This is a genomic window from Arthrobacter sp. Ms25 (genome assembly GCF_059090365.1).
Map to the genome: position 1 here is coordinate 694,580 of NZ_JBNHFP010000002.1, position 16,177 is coordinate 710,756.

Here is a 16,177-nt window from a genome sequence, read left to right on the forward strand (position 1 = left end):
AACCCGTTGTCTTTCTTCACCGGCCTATTCTCCAACCGCGCCAAACTCGGCGTGGCCCTGGTGACGCTGCTGCTGTTTTTCTACCTGGTGGTTGCGGGGCAGCGCGGCTGGCTCCTGCTCACCTCTCCCGAGGCAGCTGCCAAACTGATGGGCCTGGCCTATCTGGTGCTGCCCGTGGTCGGCGCCTGGGCGCTCATCCGTGAACTGATGTTCGGCGGCCGGACCGAACAAATGGCCCGAATCCTAGCCGCGGAAGGCGGCCTGCCGGTCGATGACCTGCCACGGACGCCTGCCGGGCGGATCGTGCGCGAAGCAGCCGACGCGCAGTTCCCCCGCTACAAGGCCGAAACCGAGGCCGCGCCACAGGACTGGCGCAGCTGGTTCCGGCTGTCCTGCGCCTACGACGCCGCGGGGGACCGCACCCGGGCACGGCGGACCATGCGGCAGGCCGGCAGGCTCTTCGCCGCCGGCGGCCGTCCGGGGAACCAGCCGGACGCCTAGCGCTTCTGCCGGGCGGGAGCCGAGCCCCGTCCGGCTTTGCCGCGGGCCAGGCGCGAGGCCCCCGAGGTGAGGAATTCCAGGGGCCCCCGGGCCCCGACGCGCTGGAACAGGACGGCCAGCACCACATAGAACGTCACCTGGATCCAGTACACCGGCAGCGGCTCGAGCGGCGGAGTCTGCATGTCCACTAAGGTCATGACCCACACGTGCAGGCTGTACAGGGTCAGCGTCATGGCACCGGCGGCGGACAGCGGGAGCAGCAGCAGCGGCCGGGAACGGGTCAGCAGCAGGCACACGCCGAGCGCCGCAGCCGCGGTTCCGCCCGTATGGAGCATGTCGAGGCTGGTGTCCGAGTGCGGCCCGGACAGTGCCAGCCACCACCAGGATCCGGTCTGCTCCACCGGACTGAGGCTGACGTCCATCATGCGTTCCAGCGGCCACCGCTGCCCGGATTCGGTGGCGGCGAGCTCCTGGAGCCCGCCCAGCTCGCCAAGCAGGTAGGAGGAGATGAACTTGGCGGACACCGCGGCAAAGACTCCGGCGGCAAGCAGCCCCGCCTGGACCGCCAGGCTCGTCAGGGGCAGCCGTCCGATCACCAGGCCCAGCAGGATATAGCTCAGCCACTGCAGCACGGGGTAGGACCCGGTGACGAAAACGTCCGCCGCCAGGGCGGCAGGAGTGCCGAAGGTGTCCCAGGTGATGTTCCCCTTGATTTCCGCCGGCGCCAGGGCGCCGAGCAGCCAGCCGCGCAGCAGGTAGGCGAGCACGGGGGACAGCAGCAGCCACCCTCCGGCCCAGACGGCCAGGCGGCGCAGCGGCATGCCCAGGAACGGCAGCGCCAGCAGGAACAGCACGGCGTAGTCGAACAGGATTACTGCGATGTTGGTTTCCAGGCCGCCCAGCAGCAGGCCCACCAGGGCGATGACGAGGGCCCGGACCGCGATTCCCCGCCGGTCCCTGCCGAGGGTCCCGGCGTCATGGGGCTCGCTGCCTCCGGTCAGCAGCGCCAGACCGACGCCGGCCACCACCGCGAACAGTGCCGAGGAGCGCCCGGAAAACACCAGGCCGGTCAGGGTGGGCTCGCCGGTTTCCTGGTGGTAGAGCGGCAGCGCATGTGTCGCGATCATGCCCAGGAGGGCAATCCCGCGGGCAGCGTCGATGCCGGTCAGGCGGCGTTGAATCATGCATAGCATCGTCTCACAGCCGTCCCCGGCGGAGCCCGCGCCCCTCAGGACCGGGAACACACCTCCGCCGGGACAGCACCGTTCCCCGGTGCTACGTTGTCCCAATGGCTTCTCCAACGGGTAACGTTTTACCCATGGAAACAGATAACCGCACGCTTCCCTTCGGCACCCTCGTCACCGCCATGGTGACCCCGTTCACCGAGGACGGGGACGTGGACTTCGATGCCACTGCCTACCTCGCGAACAAGCTGGTCGAAGACGGCTGCGACGGTCTGGTGGTCTCCGGAACCACAGGCGAGACCTCGACCCTGGAGGACAGCGAGAAGGAAGACCTGTTCCGCGTCGTTGCGGAGACGGTAGGGGGCCGGGCCAAGGTCATCGCCGGCACCGGCACCAACCACACCTCCCACTCGGTGGAAATGGCCCGCCGCGCCGAGCGTGCCGGCGCCGACGCCCAGCTGGTGGTGACCCCGTATTACAACAAACCGACGCAGGCGGGCGTGATCGCGCACTTCGACGCCGTCACCGCTGCGACCGACCTGCCGGTCATGCTGTACGACATTCCCGGCCGCTCCGGCATTGCCCTGAGTACCGCCACCATCTTCAAGCTGGCCGAGAACCCCCGGATCCTGGCCCTGAAGGACGCCAAGGCGGACTTCGCCGGGATCACCCGGGTGCTGGCCAACACCACCCTGGACGTCTACGCCGGCGACGACGGCCTGACCCTCCCGTGGATGACCGCCGGCGCCGTCGGCGTCGTCAGTGTGTCCGCGCACGTGGCCACCGCGCAGTTCCGTGCCCTGGTCGACGCCGCGGCCGCCGGCGACTTTGCCACGGCCCGCCGCATCCACTTCGAACTGGATCCGGTGATCCGGGCAGTGATGACCCACATTCCCGGCGCTGTGTCGGCGAAGCAGATCCTGGCCATGCAGAAGGTCATTCCCTCCGCCGCCGTCCGGCTGCCGCTGGTGGCCCCCGACGCCATCGAGATGGAAACCATCCTGACCGACCTGGCCGAAGCAGGTATGGACTTCTCCCGGAACGAGGCCTAAAGCCATGACTGAAACTCCCGGCCTGCTGACCCCTCCGCCGCTGGAGGAGGGCACCCTCCGGATCGTCGCCCTTGGCGGGCTGGGGGAGATCGGCCGCAACATGGCCGTCTTCGAGATCGACCGCAAGCTGCTGATCGTGGACTGCGGTGTCCTCTTCCCCGAGGAGACCCAACCCGGCGTCGACCTCATCCTCCCGGACTTCTCCTACATCGAAGACCGCCTGGACGACGTCGTCGGCGTGGTGCTCACCCACGGCCACGAGGACCACATCGGTGCCGTGCCCTACCTGCTGCGCCTGAAGAACGACATCCCGCTGATCGGCTCGCAGCTGACGCTGGCGCTGGTGGAGGCGAAACTGCAGGAACACCGCATCAAGCCGTTCACCCTTACCGTCACCGAGGGACAGATCGAGCAGCTCGGCCCGTTCGAATGCGAATTCGTAGCCGTCAACCACTCCATCCCGGACGCGCTGGCGGTGTTTATCCGCACCGCAGCCGGCACCGTGCTGCACACCGGTGACTTCAAGATGGACCAGCTGCCGCTGGACGGCCGGATCACCGACCTGCGCGCCTTCGCCCGGTTAGGCGAAGAAGGCGTGGACCTGTTCATGGCCGACTCCACCAATGCCGACGTCCCCGGGTTTACCACCGCCGAACGCGAAATCGGGCCGGTGCTGCAGGAACTGTTCGGCAAGGTGGACAAGCGCATCATCGTCGCTTCCTTCTCCTCCCACATCCACCGCGTGCAGCAGGTCCTCGACGCCGCCGCCGCCCACCACCGCTTCGTCTGCTTTGTCGGCCGGTCCATGGTGCGCAACATGGCCATCGCCGAGAAGCTCGGCTACCTCCACGTGCCCGAAGGGATCCTCGTCGACCTGAAGAACGTCGACGAGCTGCCGGACAACAAGGTGGTGCTGATGTCCACCGGATCCCAGGGCGAACCCATGGCGGCCCTCTCACGGATGGCCAACGGCGACCACCGCATCCGCGTCGGCAAGGGGGACACGGTCATCCTGGCGTCCTCGCTGATTCCGGGCAACGAAAATGCCGTGTTCCGCGTGATCAACGGGCTGCTGCGCCTGGGCGCCGACGTCGTCCACAAGGGCAACGCGAAGATCCACGTCTCGGGGCACGCTGCGGCCGGTGAACTGCTGTACTGCTACAACATCCTGCAGCCGAAGAACGCCATGCCGGTGCACGGCGAGACCCGGCACCTCATTGCCAACGGCCGGCTCGCGGCCGCCACCGGCGTCCCGGAACAGAACATCATCCTGGCCGACGACGGCACGGTGGTGGACCTGCGTGACGGCAAGGCACGGGTGGTCGGCGAGGTCGAGTGCGGTTTCGTCTATGTGGACGGATCCAGTGTCGGCGCCATTACAGACACGGACCTCAAGGACCGGCGGATACTCAGCGAGGAAGGCTTCATTTCCATCATTTCCGTGGTCAACCGCAGCACCGGCACCATTGTCTCCGGCCCCGAGATCCACGCCCGGGGATTCGCAGAGGGCGATGCGGTGTTTGACGAGATCATCCCGAAGATCAGTGCGGCGCTGGAAGAAGCGGTGCGCTCGAATACCGACCACACCACGTACCAGCTGCAGCAGGTGGTACGCCGGGTGGTCGGCACCTGGGTCAACCGGCGGCTGCGGCGCCGGCCCATGATTGTGCCGGTGGTGGTCGAGGCCTAGCCGGGCCGTTGTACCCGGGAGGAAAGTAGTCCCCGGAGCGTTCCCTGCCGCGTAAATTCAAGGAATCGGGGGACGCATCGGGTAGCGTGGCACGTATGGCGACTCGTACTTCCCCTGCCGCACGCAGCGGTGCCTCCGGCCGGACCCCGGCCCGGAACACCGGCGGCAGCTCCAGCAAGACATCCAGCAAAGGCAGTCCGCGATCCGGGGGCCGGGGGACCTCCGCATCGCGGCAGGCGCCCCCGGAGCAGCTGCCCCTGCCGCTGCGTGCGGTGGAGAGCGCCTGGATGGGGATCTCCCGCCTTGCCGGAGCCGGCATCCGCAAGCTCGGCACCGATGTTTCCCCCGACCGGGAAATCCGCCGGGACGGTACCGGTTTCTTCCTGATCCTGATGGCCCTTGCCGTCGCTACGGTTGAATGGTGGGCGCTGCGCGGACCCGTTGCCGACGTCATCCATGCCGGTGCCGCCGGAACATTCGGCTGGATGGCGGTGGTCCTGCCCTTTATGCTCGCCACCGGCGCCGTGCGCCTGTTCCGCTACCCGGAGCGCCACCGTGCCAACAGCAGGATCAGCATCGGCATGGTCCTCATGCTGCTGGCCGGCTCCGGAATCACCCACATTGCCGGCGGCTCACCCGCCCTCTCTGACGGGTTCGACCGGCTCTGGGCGTCGGGCGGCATCGTCGGCTTCCTTGTCGCCGGACCGTTGTCCGCGGCCCTGACCACCTGGCCGGTCCTTGGTCTCCTGTCCTTCCTGGCGTTTGTGAGTGTCCTGATCATCACGGCCACGCCGTTCCGCCACATTCCGCTGCGCCTGCGGGCAATGTACGAACACCTGATGGGCCAGGACCTCGCCCCCGACGATCCCGAAGCACACGACCAGAGCTACCTCTACGGCACGCCGAAACCGGAAAAGGTCCGCAAACCGCGCAAGAGCCGCCGCGAAAAGCAGGCCGAGGCCGAAGCCGCGGCGTCCGAAGGGTTCGCCGGCGACGAAGCCTTCGAACGTGCACTGCTGCAGGACGAAGAAGACGAGGCGGCCGCTGCCGCCGCCGCGGCGCCCGCCGTGCCGCCGGGCGTCCGCCGCCCCACGCAGGCCGAGCTGGCCACGCAGAAGATCCGCCGCAACCAGGGTCTTCCCGTCGACGGCGGCAACGACGCCGAGCCGCCCACCGAGGCGATCAGCACCGTGCCCGGAGCCACGGAGGTCCTGAACCTCGCCTCGGTGCCCCCCGTGGCACCCGTACCTTCCCGCCCGGTCCAGGCCGTCCCCCCGGCCACTCCCATTCCGCAGCGGACCGAACAGCTGCAGCTCTCGGGCGACATCACCTATACGCTGCCGCCGTCGGACTTCCTGCCGCCGGGACCGCCCGCCAAGGAACGCTCCGAAGCCAACGACGCCGTCGTCGCCGCCCTGACCCACACACTCGAGCAGTTCAACGTGGATGCCAAGGTCACCGGGTTCTCCCGCGGACCGACGGTCACCCGCTACGAGATCGAACTCGGCGAAGGCACGAAGGTGGAACGCGTCACGGCGCTGTCCAAGAACATTGCCTACGCCGTGGCCAGCTCGGACGTACGTATCCTGAGCCCGATCCCGGGCAAGTCCGCCATCGGCATCGAGATCCCCAACGCGGACAAGGAAGTCGTTGCCCTAGGCGATGTCCTGCGTTCCAACTCCGCGCGGAAGACCGAGCACCCCATGGTCATGGGCGTGGGCAAGGACGTCGAGGGCGGTTTCGTTGTCGCCAACCTCGCCAAGATGCCCCACCTGCTGGTGGCCGGTGCCACCGGCGCCGGTAAGTCCTCCTTCGTGAACTCCATGATCACCTCCATCCTCATGCGTTCCACGCCGGACGAGGTGCGCATGGTGATGGTGGACCCTAAACGCGTGGAACTGACCGCCTATGAAGGCGTGCCGCACCTGATCACCCCGATCATCACCAACCCGAAGAAGGCCGCCGAGGCGCTGCAGTGGGTGGTCCGGGAAATGGACACCCGCTATGACGACCTCGCGAACTTCGGCTTCAAGCACATCGACGACTTCAACAAGGCCGTCCGCAACGGTAAGGTCGTCCCTCCGGCCGGCTCCAAGCGGGTCATCCGCGCCTACCCGTACCTGCTGGTGATCGTGGACGAGCTCGCCGACCTGATGATGGTCGCCCCGCGGGACGTCGAAGACTCCATCGTGCGCATCACCCAGCTGGCCCGTGCCGCCGGCATCCACCTGGTGCTGGCCACCCAGCGCCCGTCCGTGGACGTCGTGACCGGCCTGATCAAGGCCAACGTGCCCTCCCGCATGGCGTTCGCGACGTCGTCGGTCACCGACTCCCGCGTGGTCCTGGACCAGCCGGGCGCCGAGAAGCTGCTGGGCCAGGGTGACGCACTCTTCCTGCCGATGGGCTCCAACAAGCCCATCCGCGTCCAGGGCGCGTGGGTCACCGAATCCGAAATCCACCGCGTGGTGGAACACGTAAAGAACCAGCTCCAGGCCGTCTACCGTGAAGACGTCACCGTGACGGCGCCCAAGAAGCAGATCGACGACGACATCGGAGACGACCTCGACGTGCTGCTGCAGGCCACCGAACTGGTGGTCACCACGCAGTTCGGCTCCACGTCCATGCTCCAGCGCAAGCTGCGCGTCGGATTCGCCAAGGCAGGCCGCCTCATGGACCTGCTGGAGTCCCGCGGCGTGGTCGGCCCGTCCGAAGGTTCCAAGGCCCGTGACGTGCTGGTCAAGCCGGACGACCTGGCGGCCACCCTTGCCGCCATCAGCGGCGGCGAGGCCCCGGCCCCGTCCGGGGGAGCGGACGCGGCTGCACTGGCGGACAACGCCAACGTCAACCACGGCTTTGACGGTTCCGGTCCGGTGGACCTGGTCTCAGCCGACCTGGACGGCAGACAGCAGGCGAGCGACTACCACGACGGCGCAGACGACCCGGACGGTTCCGAAGATGCCTGGAGCCTCACCGGCCGGTGAATCTTCGCTACCCTGAAGGAGTGAGCAATTCTCCTACCGAGAGGGTCCCGACCCTCAATATCGCCAATGCACTGACGGTGGCGCGGATCCTGATGGTTCCGCTCTTCATCTGGTTCCTCGCGGCCGACGACGGCCGTGACGGCCTCTTCCGCTGGCTCGCCGTGGCAACGTTCGCCGTCGCCATTTACACCGACAAGCTCGACGGCGATATCGCCCGCAGCCGCGGGCTGATTACCGACTTCGGCAAGATCGCCGACCCGATTGCGGACAAGCTGCTGATCGGCTCGGCGTTGGTGATGCTGTCGCTGCTGGGCGAATTGTGGTGGTGGGTGACCATCGTGATCCTGGTCCGCGAACTCGGCATCACCCTGATGCGTTTCGTGGTGATCCGCTACGGCGTCATGGCCGCTTCGCGCGGAGGAAAGCTCAAGACCGTGGTCCAGACCTTCGCCATCTTCGTGTTCTTGCTTCCGCTGACCACCTGGCTGGGTGCCTGGGCCTGGTGGATCGGAGCCGTCTTCATGGCCGCGGCGGTTGTCATTACCGTTGTCACCGGCGTCGACTATGTCCTGCAAGCCGTGAAGCTGCGCCGCGCCGGGAAGCGCGTGTGAGCCAGGTGCCGGCTGCCGCCTCCGCGGAGCAGGTGCTGTCCGCCGCCCGCCGGACGGGGCAAACCGTGGCGACTGCCGAGTCGCTTACCGCCGGGATGCTCTGCGCCGAGCTGGGAGCCGTCCCCGGGGCGTCGACGGTTTTGCAGGGCGGTGTGGTCGCGTACCAAAATGGAGTCAAGCTTTCCGTCCTCGGGGTTTCGGCGGAGCTCCTGGCAGAAGCCGGATCCGTTGACGGAAGGGTCGCCGAACAGATGGCAGCCGGTGCACGGCGTGTGCTTGGCGCCGACGTCGGGGTGTCGACCACCGGTGCCGCCGGGCCCCAGGCCCACGACGGCAAACCCGTGGGGACCGTGTTCGTGGGGATCGCTACTGCCGAAGGGACCGCCTTCCGGGAGTTCCTGTTTCCCGGGGACCGTACGGCCATCCGGACAGCGGCATGCACCGAAGCACTCTCCATGCTCGCGGCCGCGCTCCGGGACCGTTAGCGCGGCAGGCGGACCGGAAGCTGTGCGGCGGGAACAAAACCTGCAGGGCGTCAGTTGTTAGTATCAGGAACCGCCAAGGTTCTTTTATTACGATCTTTGGACAGTCTGCGGCACCTCCGCAGTCCGTACTCACAGGGAGCAGGACGATACACATGGTTAAGCAACCCGTATCCGTGAACGGCGTGATCCGCTGGCGGGATGTAGGGTTGGCGGAAGACGCACACCGGGAGCCTAAGGAGCGCAAGATGGTAGTTCTTCGTCACGAGATTGGTGATGTTCTCCGCGACGTGCGCCAGCGCCAGGGCCGTACCCTGCGCGAGGTGTCGCACAGCGCCCGCGTTTCTCTCGGCTACCTCAGCGAGGTTGAGCGCGGACAGAAGGAAGCTTCCTCGGAACTTCTGTCGTCAATCTGCACGGCCCTCGATGTGCCCCTGTCCCTGATGCTTCGAGAGGTCAGCGACCGGGTGGCAAACGCCGAAGGCGTTGCCATTCCAGACACCGTGCCTACCGAGTTTTCCCGGGAGTTCGCCCGCGAATTCCCCGAGGACCTGGCACGGGACCTGGCCCGCACATCCTAGAACCGCACACCGCAGCGCGGTAGCGGCACCGGAGAACACCGGCTGCAGCCACGGCGTTGGCCCATAGACATACCCCTGGTCCTGCAACATCAGGGGAAGAGGAGGAAACCCCCGCAGGCGCGGTGCCTGCGGGGGTTTGTTCTGTCATTAGGCGCTTTCGGCGGTGCTCCGGCTGCACCCCGCCGGCCCCGGCAAGGAGGACCTGTGCATCAAGGGCCGGGCACATCCTCCCCATGCGGTTCGCCGGCCGGTCGGACGGCGGCATTGAGTTTATGCAGCAGCCGGACCAGGGTGTTCAGCTCGTCCGTGTCCCACCCTTCCCAGGTCTGCCGGGAGCGTTCCTTGCGTGTGGCGGCCGTGCCCTCCAATCGGGCCGCGCCTACGGCCGTGAGATTGATCGGCTGCGCACGTCCGTCCACCGGGTCCGTGTGCTTCTCCACCAGCCCCAGTCCCTGCAGCATCGCGACCTGCCGGCTCAGCGACGGCTTGCCCACGCCTACCGCGGCGGCCAGGTCCGTCAGCCGCATCGCGCCCTGCTGATGGAGCAGGACCATGAGGCCGTACGCCGAGGGCTCCATGTCGGGATGGACCTCACGGGCGATCCGGTGGGAGCTGGCCCGAGCCCGGCGCCACAGCACCCCAAGCTCCTGTTCCAGGTCTTCGATCGCCGTGTCCTTGTCCGTGGACGGGGACAGGGCGGCGTCGCCGTCGGGGACCTGGCCCGGAGCGGGAGGCGGCACAGCGTCGGCGGCGGGGAATCGAGGGGGACCGGGTGTCTCGGTCATGGTCCATTGTAGGATCGGAGCGCCGATCCGGCACCGGGCACTGTCCGCCTTTTCGCCCGTCCGGTTCGCCGCCCCCGTGCGTGCGTGAGAGGATTAATTGATGCGAATCAGTGATTTCTGGCGGCTTATGGATGACGAGTTCGGTTCGGCCTACTCCCGGGTCCTCGCCGCGGACCTGGTCCTCGGCCAGCTCGGCGGCGTCACCGCTTCGCAGGCACTGGAGAAGGGCATGGAACCCAAATCCGTGTGGCTTGCCGTGTGTGACATCCAGGATGTTCCCGCGGAACGCCGGCTCGGCCGCGACATCAAGCCCAAGGCACAGTAAGGCCCGAGGCAGGGTGCGTGAACGGACACGCCGGCGACGCTGTTCGAATATTTGTTCGGATAAAGATATGCTCCTACACAAGGGTCATCCGGAGCCGACGCGGCCCGGGGATATCCACAACAGAACCAGTTATGCGTTCCGGTCAGCCGTTTTGTCAGTGCCGCCGGATAGGGTCGTAGATAAGAAATGACGACCGGCCCCCGGGCCGCCCACAACCACAACACGAGGTGAAGAATGGCTGCTCCAGCCGACCGCGCAAAAGCACTAGAGGCAGCGCTGGCCCAGATTGACAAGCAATACGGCAAGGGCTCGATCATGCGCCTTGGCGACGAGGTGCGTGCTCCCGCCGAGACCATTTCCACCAGCTCCGTGGCGTTGGACGTGGCGCTGGGCATTGGCGGCCTGCCGCGCGGCCGCGTGGTGGAGATCTACGGGCCGGAATCCTCCGGTAAAACCACCCTTGCCCTCCATGTGGTGGCCAACGCGCAGAAGAGCGGCGGTATTGCCGCGTTCATCGACGCCGAACACGCGCTGGATCCCATCTACGCAGCCAAGCTCGGCGTGGATACGGACTCCCTGCTGGTGTCGCAGCCGGATACCGGCGAGCAGGCCCTGGAAATCATGGACATGCTGATCGGATCCGGGTCCGTCGACGTCGTCGTCATTGACTCGGTCGCCGCCCTGGTTCCGCGGGCCGAAATCGAAGGCGACATGGGCGACAGCCACGTGGGCCTTCAGGCACGCCTGATGAGCCAGGCACTGCGAAAGATCGCAGGCCGGCTAAGCCACACCAACACCACCGCCATCTTCATCAACCAGCTGCGTGAAAAGATCGGCGTCTTCTTCGGCAGCCCGGAGACCACCACCGGCGGCAAGGCCCTGAAGTTCTACGCATCGGTCCGCATCGACGTCCGCCGTATCGAGACGCTGAAGGAAGGCACCAACCCGGTCGGCAACCGCACCCGTGCCAAGATCGTCAAAAACAAGATGGCGCCGCCCTTCAAGCAGGCGGAATTCGACATCATGTACGGTGTCGGAATTTCCCGTGAAGGCGGACTGATCGACATGGGCGTGGAGCACGGCCTGGTCAAGAAATCCGGTGCCTGGTTTACCTACGACGGCGACCAGTTGGGTCAGGGCAAGGAAAACTCCCGCAACTTCCTCAAGGACAACCCCGATCTGGCGGACGAATTGGAGCGGCGCATCCGCGAAAAGCTCGGTATCGGTGTTCCTGCCGCCGAAGAGCCGGCAGCGCCGAAGCTGAAAGCCGTCGGGAAGGACTCCTAGGCGCAGCGCTTCCCGGGCCGGCTGCTCATTGCCGCCGGCCCGGAGTGCCCGGGGAGCGCGACCTCCCGGGTATGCCGCTTCCGAAGCACCGCCTCGTCCCTGACCGACCGGGAATGCAATGCCCAGGAGCGGATACGTATGGATACCTCGCAGCAAGAAACCCTCGCGGAACTGAAACGCCGCCTCGCCGACATTACGGCGGGTACGGCGCCGGCTGAAGCCGGCGGCCCCGGGGCGAACGTCGGCGGCACCGGCAGCGGGAACGCCGCCGGACAGTCGGAGACCGGCAGGAGCGCTGCCAAACGGCCCCGCCGCAGGAAGGCACCGGACTCGTTCAAGGAGGACGGATTCGGGGAGGAAGCTCCCGCCGACGAGCCGTGGGCCGCAGCTGATGCGGGTGGCGGAACGGCCGGACGGAAACGGCAGGGAAAAAAGTCCGGCCGGCAGGGTCTGGACCCGGAGGCGCCGGAGCAGACACCCGAGCCGCTCACGCCGGCAGAAGCCTATGCCGAGGCGAAAGCAATCGTCCTGCGTCAGCTCACGGCTTCGCCGAAGAGCCGCCGGCAACTCGAAACGAAGCTCGCGGAACGGGACATTCCAGCCGATGCCTCCGCAGCGGTCCTGGACCGTTTCGAGGAAATCCAGCTTGTGGATGACGCTGAGTTTGCCCGCCTATGGGTCCGCACCAGGGCACAGAGCAAATCGCTGGCACGTGGAGCTTTGCGCCGCGAACTGACGGAAAAGGGCATTGCACCAGATCTCGCCGCCGAAGCCCTGGAGCAGCTGAGTGCCGACGACGAACTGGAGGCGGCCCGCGTCCTCGCCCGCAAAAAGCTCCAGGCATCCGCCGACTTTTCCGACCGCAGCGTCCGTGACAAGCAGACCCGCCGGCTGGTGGGGATGCTGGCCCGAAAAGGGTACTCGCCGTCGCTGGGGTTTCGCGTGGCGGCTGAAGTGATCAGTGAAGTGCGGGACGCGCGGAGCGATACTCCCTAGCACTTGCCGGCCCCACCGTGCCGGACGACGACGGACGACGGTGTCAATCCGATGAGCGGTGTCGTATGCTGTGCCAACTATGTTAAGGATGAGGTTGGCGGGGCCCATGGTACGTGTTGCAGGTCGATTCCCTCTGCCGCGGCGCTCGGCTTCCCTCTCCGTTCTCGTCCTCACCGGCGTGCTTGCCTCAGCTGTGCTCACAGCGGCACCGGGCTCCGCAGCGGATCCGTACCCCTCCTGGGACGATATCCGGCAGGCAAAGACCTCGGCGGCCGCGAAGGCTGCCGAAGCGGAGAAGCTGGAGGGCCTGCTCACGGATCTCCGTGAGGAAGCCGGAACCCTGGGCGACGCTGCAGTCGAGGCGGCCGACGGTTACAACGCAGCCAGGGATGCCCTCGCCGCCAGCGACGCAGAGTTGGCATCGCTCGCTGCACAGCGGGACACGGCGTCGAAGCACGCGGAGAACCTGAAACGGCGGGTCGCCGGGCTGGCGGCACAGACGTATAAGTCCGGCGGTCCGGCCACCGCACTGGTGCTGCTGGATACGGAGGCATCCGCGGATGCCCTCCACGGCGCTGACCTGATGGACCGTGTTTCGTCGCAGGCAGGCAACCTGTACGCCGAGGCGGTCGCCTCGGAAAAAGTCGCTGCGCAGTTCGGCGAACAGGAACAGCGGGCCAGGGATGCGCGGGCCGAACTGGCGGCAGAGGCCGAAGACGCATCGCAGGAAGCGCGTTTGACGGCTGAGGCGGCAGGCAAGGCGGTGCAGGATGAGGAGACCCGGAAATCCGTCCTGCTGGCACAACTGGCCGACCTGCACGACAGTACCGCCGCAGCGGAGGAGGCCCGGCTGCGGGGGATAACCGCTGAAAAGGCATTCCAGGACCAGCAGGCAGCCGCCGAACGTGCGGCCGCGGAAAAGTCCCCGCCTTCGGGTGGGCAACAGGCGGGCCCGCCGGCCGGTAAGAAACCGCCCGCCGCCCCGGCACCTCCGGCCCCTGCGCCCGCACCGGCCCCGGCACCCGGCCCGGCCCCTGCACCTCCGGCGCCCGCGCCCGCCCCGCCTGCCCCGCCGACCGCTCCGGCACCGGCCCGGCCGGTGGATGATCCCGCCGGAGCCCAGAATTACGCATCGGGGCGCATGTCGGCCTACGGCTGGGACGGAAACGAGTTCCGCTGCCTGGTGGTCCTGTGGAACCACGAGTCCGGCTGGCTGACCAGCGCAGACAACCCCTACAGCGATGCGTACGGGATCCCGCAGTCGCTTCCCGGCAGCAACATGTCCAGCCACGGTTCCGACTGGCAGACCAATTACCGGACCCAGATCAACTGGGGATTGGATTACATCCGGTCCCGCTACGGGACGCCCTGTGCAGGGTACAGCTTCTGGCAGCGGAACAACTGGTACTAGGTCCAGGGGCCCTCCAGCCGCGGTAACCGCACCCGCAGCGCCGTTACCGTTTTGAGACTTTTGAAAAACTCCGCTAGTGTCCTGCGCTTGTGAACTCATCTAACCTCTCCCGGCGGGAACAAACCCGCATCCGACGGGCACTGCGGCGGCGCCGTCGTGCGCGCCTCGGCGCGGCGACTGCTGTCGGGTCCCTTGCCGTGCTGGGTGTCTCCGGCGCTTCCCTCGGCACTGCCGGCGCCGCCCCGCGCACCGCTGCCGGCGTCCACCTGGTCAGCCTGGCCGATGCGCAGGAGCCGGACGCCGACACCGCTGTCGAGATAGACGCCGAGGCGCAGGCAGCGCAGGCGGCCGTGACCGCGCAGCAGGCAGCGGAGGAGGCTGCGGCCCGGGCCGCTGTCCCGGTTGACGACCCCGCTGCAGCCAAGGCCCATGCGGCTTCCGTCCTGCCTGCCCGCGGCTGGGACGTCGCCCAGATGGTCTGCCTGGACACGCTCTGGACCAAGGAATCCGACTGGCTTACCAGCGCGGTCAATTCCAGCAGCGGAGCCTACGGAATTGCGCAGTCGCTTCCGGCCGACAAGATGGCCGTTGCCGGGGACGACTGGAAGGTCAGTTATTCCACGCAGATCAGCTGGGGACTGGACTACATCTCCTCCCGCTACGGCAGCCCCTGCGCCGCCCTTGGTTTCCACTACGCGAACAACTGGTACTAGAAAGACCGCCGCGGGGGATACCGGACAGCCCGGCGGATGGACGTACCCTAGGAGGGTGAGTTTGACTGTTTCCTCTCCTGCCCCTGCCGCAGCTGCGGCCCAGCCCCGCACCTACGAGGTCCGCACCTTCGGCTGCCAGATGAACGTGCACGATTCGGAGCGTATTTCCGGACTGCTCGAAGGCGCCGGCTACATACCCTCCGAGGGCGGGCAGCCCGATCTGGTGGTGTTCAATACATGCGCCGTGCGGGAGAACGCGGACAACAAGCTGTACGGCAATCTCGGCCTCCTGGCCCCGGTGAAGGAACAGCGCCCCGGGATGCAGATTGCCGTGGGCGGCTGCCTGGCGCAGAAGGACCGGGAGACCATCCTGCGCAAGGCGCCGTGGGTGGACGCCGTCTTCGGCACCCACAACATCGGGTCCCTGCCTGCGCTGCTGGAACGTGCGCGGCACAACGCCAAGGCTGAACTGGAAATCCTGGAGTCGCTGGACGTCTTCCCGTCCACGCTGCCCACCAAACGGGACTCGGTGTACTCGGGATGGGTGTCCATTTCCGTGGGCTGCAACAACACCTGCACGTTCTGCATCGTCCCGTCGCTGCGCGGCAAGGAACGCGACCGGCGCCCGGGGGAGATCCTGGCCGAGATCAAGGCCCTGGTGGACGACGGCGCCATCGAGGTCACGCTGCTGGGCCAGAACGTGAACTCCTACGGGGTCGAGTTCGGCGACCGCGGTGCGTTCGCCAAGCTGCTGCGCGCCTGCGGCGAGATCGAGGGCCTGGAACGGGTCCGGTTCACCAGCCCCCATCCGGCCGCCTTCACCGACGACGTCATCGAGGCCATGGCCGAGACGCCCAACGTCATGCCGCAGCTGCACATGCCCCTGCAGTCCGGTTCGGACAAGGTCCTGAAGGACATGCGCCGCTCCTACCGGTCCAAAAAATTCCTCGGCATCCTGGACCGGGTCCGCGAGCGGATGCCGCAGGCAGCCATCTCCACCGACATCATCGTGGGTTTCCCGGGCGAGACCGAGGAGGATTTCCAGGCCACGCTCGACGTCGTGGAGAAGTCCCGCTTCGCCAACGCCTTTACCTTCCAGTACTCCAAGCGTCCCGGCACTCCGGCGGCAGAACTCGCCGACCAGCTGCCCAAGGCCGTGGTGCAGGAACGCTATGAACGGCTCACTGCGCTGCAGGACCGGATCGCCGCCGAAGAAAACGCGAAGCAGGTCGGTACCACGGTCGAGGTCATGGTCACCGCGGCCTCCGGCCGCAAATCGGGGGAGACCGGCCGTCTCTCCGGGCGTGCGCGGGACCAGCGGCTGGTGCACTTCTCGGTGCCCGACGGCGCCCCGGTGCCTCGTCCCGGTGACCTCGTGACGGTGCCGGTCACCGCCGCCGCGGCCTTCCACCTGATCTCCGATCCCGCCGGTCCGGAGGATTACTCGCTGCGGCGTTCGCGCGCCGGCGACGCCTGGGACCGGTCGCAGGCCGATTCCTGCGGTGTGCCGGCCGTGCCTGCAGGTTCCCGTGCGGGCGTGTCCCTGGGCATGCCGGCGCTCCCGCCGCGTTCCTGAGT

General features: G+C 67.2%; 15 protein-coding genes. 13 read left to right on the forward strand and 2 right to left on the reverse strand.

Annotated features, from left to right (window positions below):
• The first annotated feature begins 6 nt into the window (after positions 1-6).
• Positions 7-501, forward strand: coding sequence for a hypothetical protein (locus tag AC5RT8_RS07750; protein WP_494095123.1), 495 nt, complete (start codon positions 7-9; stop codon positions 499-501).
• Here the strand turns inward: AC5RT8_RS07750 and AC5RT8_RS07755 are convergent.
• Positions 498-1,685: a heparan-alpha-glucosaminide N-acetyltransferase domain-containing protein gene (locus AC5RT8_RS07755; RefSeq protein WP_494095124.1), complete on the reverse strand. Its 1,188-nt coding sequence runs from the start codon at positions 1,683-1,685 to the stop codon at positions 498-500. The two genes, AC5RT8_RS07750 and AC5RT8_RS07755, sit on opposite strands and share 4 nt — an antisense overlap.
• A gap of 134 nt (positions 1,686-1,819) precedes the next feature.
• Between AC5RT8_RS07755 and dapA the strand changes: the two genes are divergently transcribed.
• From dapA to AC5RT8_RS07785, 6 genes are all read left to right on the forward strand, one after another.
• Entirely contained in the window at positions 1,820-2,737 is a 918-nt protein-coding gene (gene dapA / locus AC5RT8_RS07760; protein WP_494095125.1) for a 4-hydroxy-tetrahydrodipicolinate synthase, read from the forward strand.
• A 4-nt stretch (positions 2,738-2,741) separates the two neighbouring features.
• The gene (locus AC5RT8_RS07765; RefSeq protein ID WP_494095126.1) at positions 2,742-4,427 is read left to right on the forward strand and encodes a ribonuclease J; all 1,686 of its coding nucleotides are present in this window, start codon (positions 2,742-2,744) and stop codon (positions 4,425-4,427) included.
• A 95-nt stretch (positions 4,428-4,522) separates the two neighbouring features.
• Positions 4,523-7,408: an FtsK/SpoIIIE family DNA translocase gene (locus AC5RT8_RS07770; RefSeq protein WP_494095127.1), complete on the forward strand. Its 2,886-nt coding sequence runs from the start codon at positions 4,523-4,525 to the stop codon at positions 7,406-7,408.
• 20 nt (positions 7,409-7,428) lie between these two features.
• Positions 7,429-8,019, forward strand: a complete 591-nt coding sequence (pgsA, locus tag AC5RT8_RS07775) for a CDP-diacylglycerol--glycerol-3-phosphate 3-phosphatidyltransferase (protein ID WP_494095128.1) — start codon at positions 7,429-7,431, stop codon at positions 8,017-8,019.
• A complete protein-coding gene (locus AC5RT8_RS07780) occupies positions 8,016-8,504 on the forward strand; it encodes a CinA family protein (RefSeq protein ID WP_494095129.1) in 489 nt (162 codons plus the stop codon). The genes pgsA and AC5RT8_RS07780 overlap by 4 nt, the downstream gene beginning before the upstream one ends.
• Before the next feature lie 152 nt (positions 8,505-8,656).
• On the forward strand, positions 8,657-9,082 hold the full coding sequence (locus AC5RT8_RS07785; protein WP_304659435.1) for a helix-turn-helix domain-containing protein: 426 nt from the start codon (positions 8,657-8,659) through the stop codon (positions 9,080-9,082).
• Positions 9,083-9,291: 209 nt separating this feature from the next.
• Here AC5RT8_RS07785 and AC5RT8_RS07790 read toward each other — a convergent pair whose 3' ends face one another.
• Positions 9,292-9,867 (reverse strand): MarR family winged helix-turn-helix transcriptional regulator, encoded by a 576-nt coding sequence (locus tag AC5RT8_RS07790; protein WP_494095130.1) that lies wholly within the window; start codon positions 9,865-9,867, stop codon positions 9,292-9,294.
• A 100-nt stretch (positions 9,868-9,967) separates the two neighbouring features.
• Between AC5RT8_RS07790 and AC5RT8_RS07795 the strand changes: the two genes are divergently transcribed.
• The 6 genes from AC5RT8_RS07795 (at position 9,968) to miaB (ending at position 16,175) form a co-directional block, all read left to right on the forward strand.
• Positions 9,968-10,192, forward strand: coding sequence for a DUF3046 domain-containing protein (locus AC5RT8_RS07795; protein WP_494095131.1), 225 nt, complete (start codon positions 9,968-9,970; stop codon positions 10,190-10,192).
• A 234-nt stretch (positions 10,193-10,426) separates the two neighbouring features.
• Entirely contained in the window at positions 10,427-11,479 is a 1,053-nt protein-coding gene (gene recA, locus AC5RT8_RS07800; protein ID WP_494095132.1) for a recombinase RecA, read from the forward strand.
• A gap of 138 nt (positions 11,480-11,617) precedes the next feature.
• Positions 11,618-12,475 (forward strand): regulatory protein RecX, encoded by an 858-nt coding sequence (locus AC5RT8_RS07805; RefSeq protein ID WP_494095133.1) that lies wholly within the window; start codon positions 11,618-11,620, stop codon positions 12,473-12,475.
• Positions 12,476-12,653: 178 nt separating this feature from the next.
• Positions 12,654-13,886: a coiled-coil domain-containing protein gene (locus AC5RT8_RS07810; protein WP_494095134.1), complete on the forward strand. Its 1,233-nt coding sequence runs from the start codon at positions 12,654-12,656 to the stop codon at positions 13,884-13,886.
• 89 nt (positions 13,887-13,975) lie between these two features.
• Positions 13,976-14,599 (forward strand): aggregation-promoting factor C-terminal-like domain-containing protein, encoded by a 624-nt coding sequence (locus tag AC5RT8_RS07815; RefSeq protein WP_494095135.1) that lies wholly within the window; start codon positions 13,976-13,978, stop codon positions 14,597-14,599.
• Positions 14,600-14,654: 55 nt separating this feature from the next.
• Positions 14,655-16,175: a tRNA (N6-isopentenyl adenosine(37)-C2)-methylthiotransferase MiaB gene (miaB, locus tag AC5RT8_RS07820; protein WP_494095136.1), complete on the forward strand. Its 1,521-nt coding sequence runs from the start codon at positions 14,655-14,657 to the stop codon at positions 16,173-16,175.
• The last annotated feature ends 2 nt before the right edge of the window (positions 16,176-16,177 follow it).

What these genes read in the sequence shown, in the direction of transcription:
- AC5RT8_RS07770 (WP_494095127.1), top strand. Translation starts at nt 4,523, where the DNA reads ATGGCGACTCGTACTTCCCCTGCCGCACGCAGCGGTGCCTCCGGCCGG.
- recA (WP_494095132.1), top strand. Translation starts at nt 10,427, where the DNA reads ATGGCTGCTCCAGCCGACCGCGCAAAAGCACTAGAGGCAGCGCTGGCC.
- AC5RT8_RS07765 (WP_494095126.1), top strand. Translation starts at nt 2,742, where the DNA reads ATGACTGAAACTCCCGGCCTGCTGACCCCTCCGCCGCTGGAGGAGGGC.
- AC5RT8_RS07790 (WP_494095130.1), bottom strand. Translation starts at nt 9,867, where the DNA reads ATGACCGAGACACCCGGTCCCCCTCGATTCCCCGCCGCCGACGCTGTG.
- AC5RT8_RS07795 (WP_494095131.1), top strand. Translation starts at nt 9,968, where the DNA reads ATGCGAATCAGTGATTTCTGGCGGCTTATGGATGACGAGTTCGGTTCG.
- AC5RT8_RS07805 (WP_494095133.1), top strand. Translation starts at nt 11,618, where the DNA reads ATGGATACCTCGCAGCAAGAAACCCTCGCGGAACTGAAACGCCGCCTC.
- dapA (WP_494095125.1), top strand. Translation starts at nt 1,820, where the DNA reads ATGGAAACAGATAACCGCACGCTTCCCTTCGGCACCCTCGTCACCGCC.
- AC5RT8_RS07755 (WP_494095124.1), bottom strand. Translation starts at nt 1,685, where the DNA reads ATGATTCAACGCCGCCTGACCGGCATCGACGCTGCCCGCGGGATTGCC.
- AC5RT8_RS07785 (WP_304659435.1), top strand. Translation starts at nt 8,657, where the DNA reads ATGGTTAAGCAACCCGTATCCGTGAACGGCGTGATCCGCTGGCGGGAT.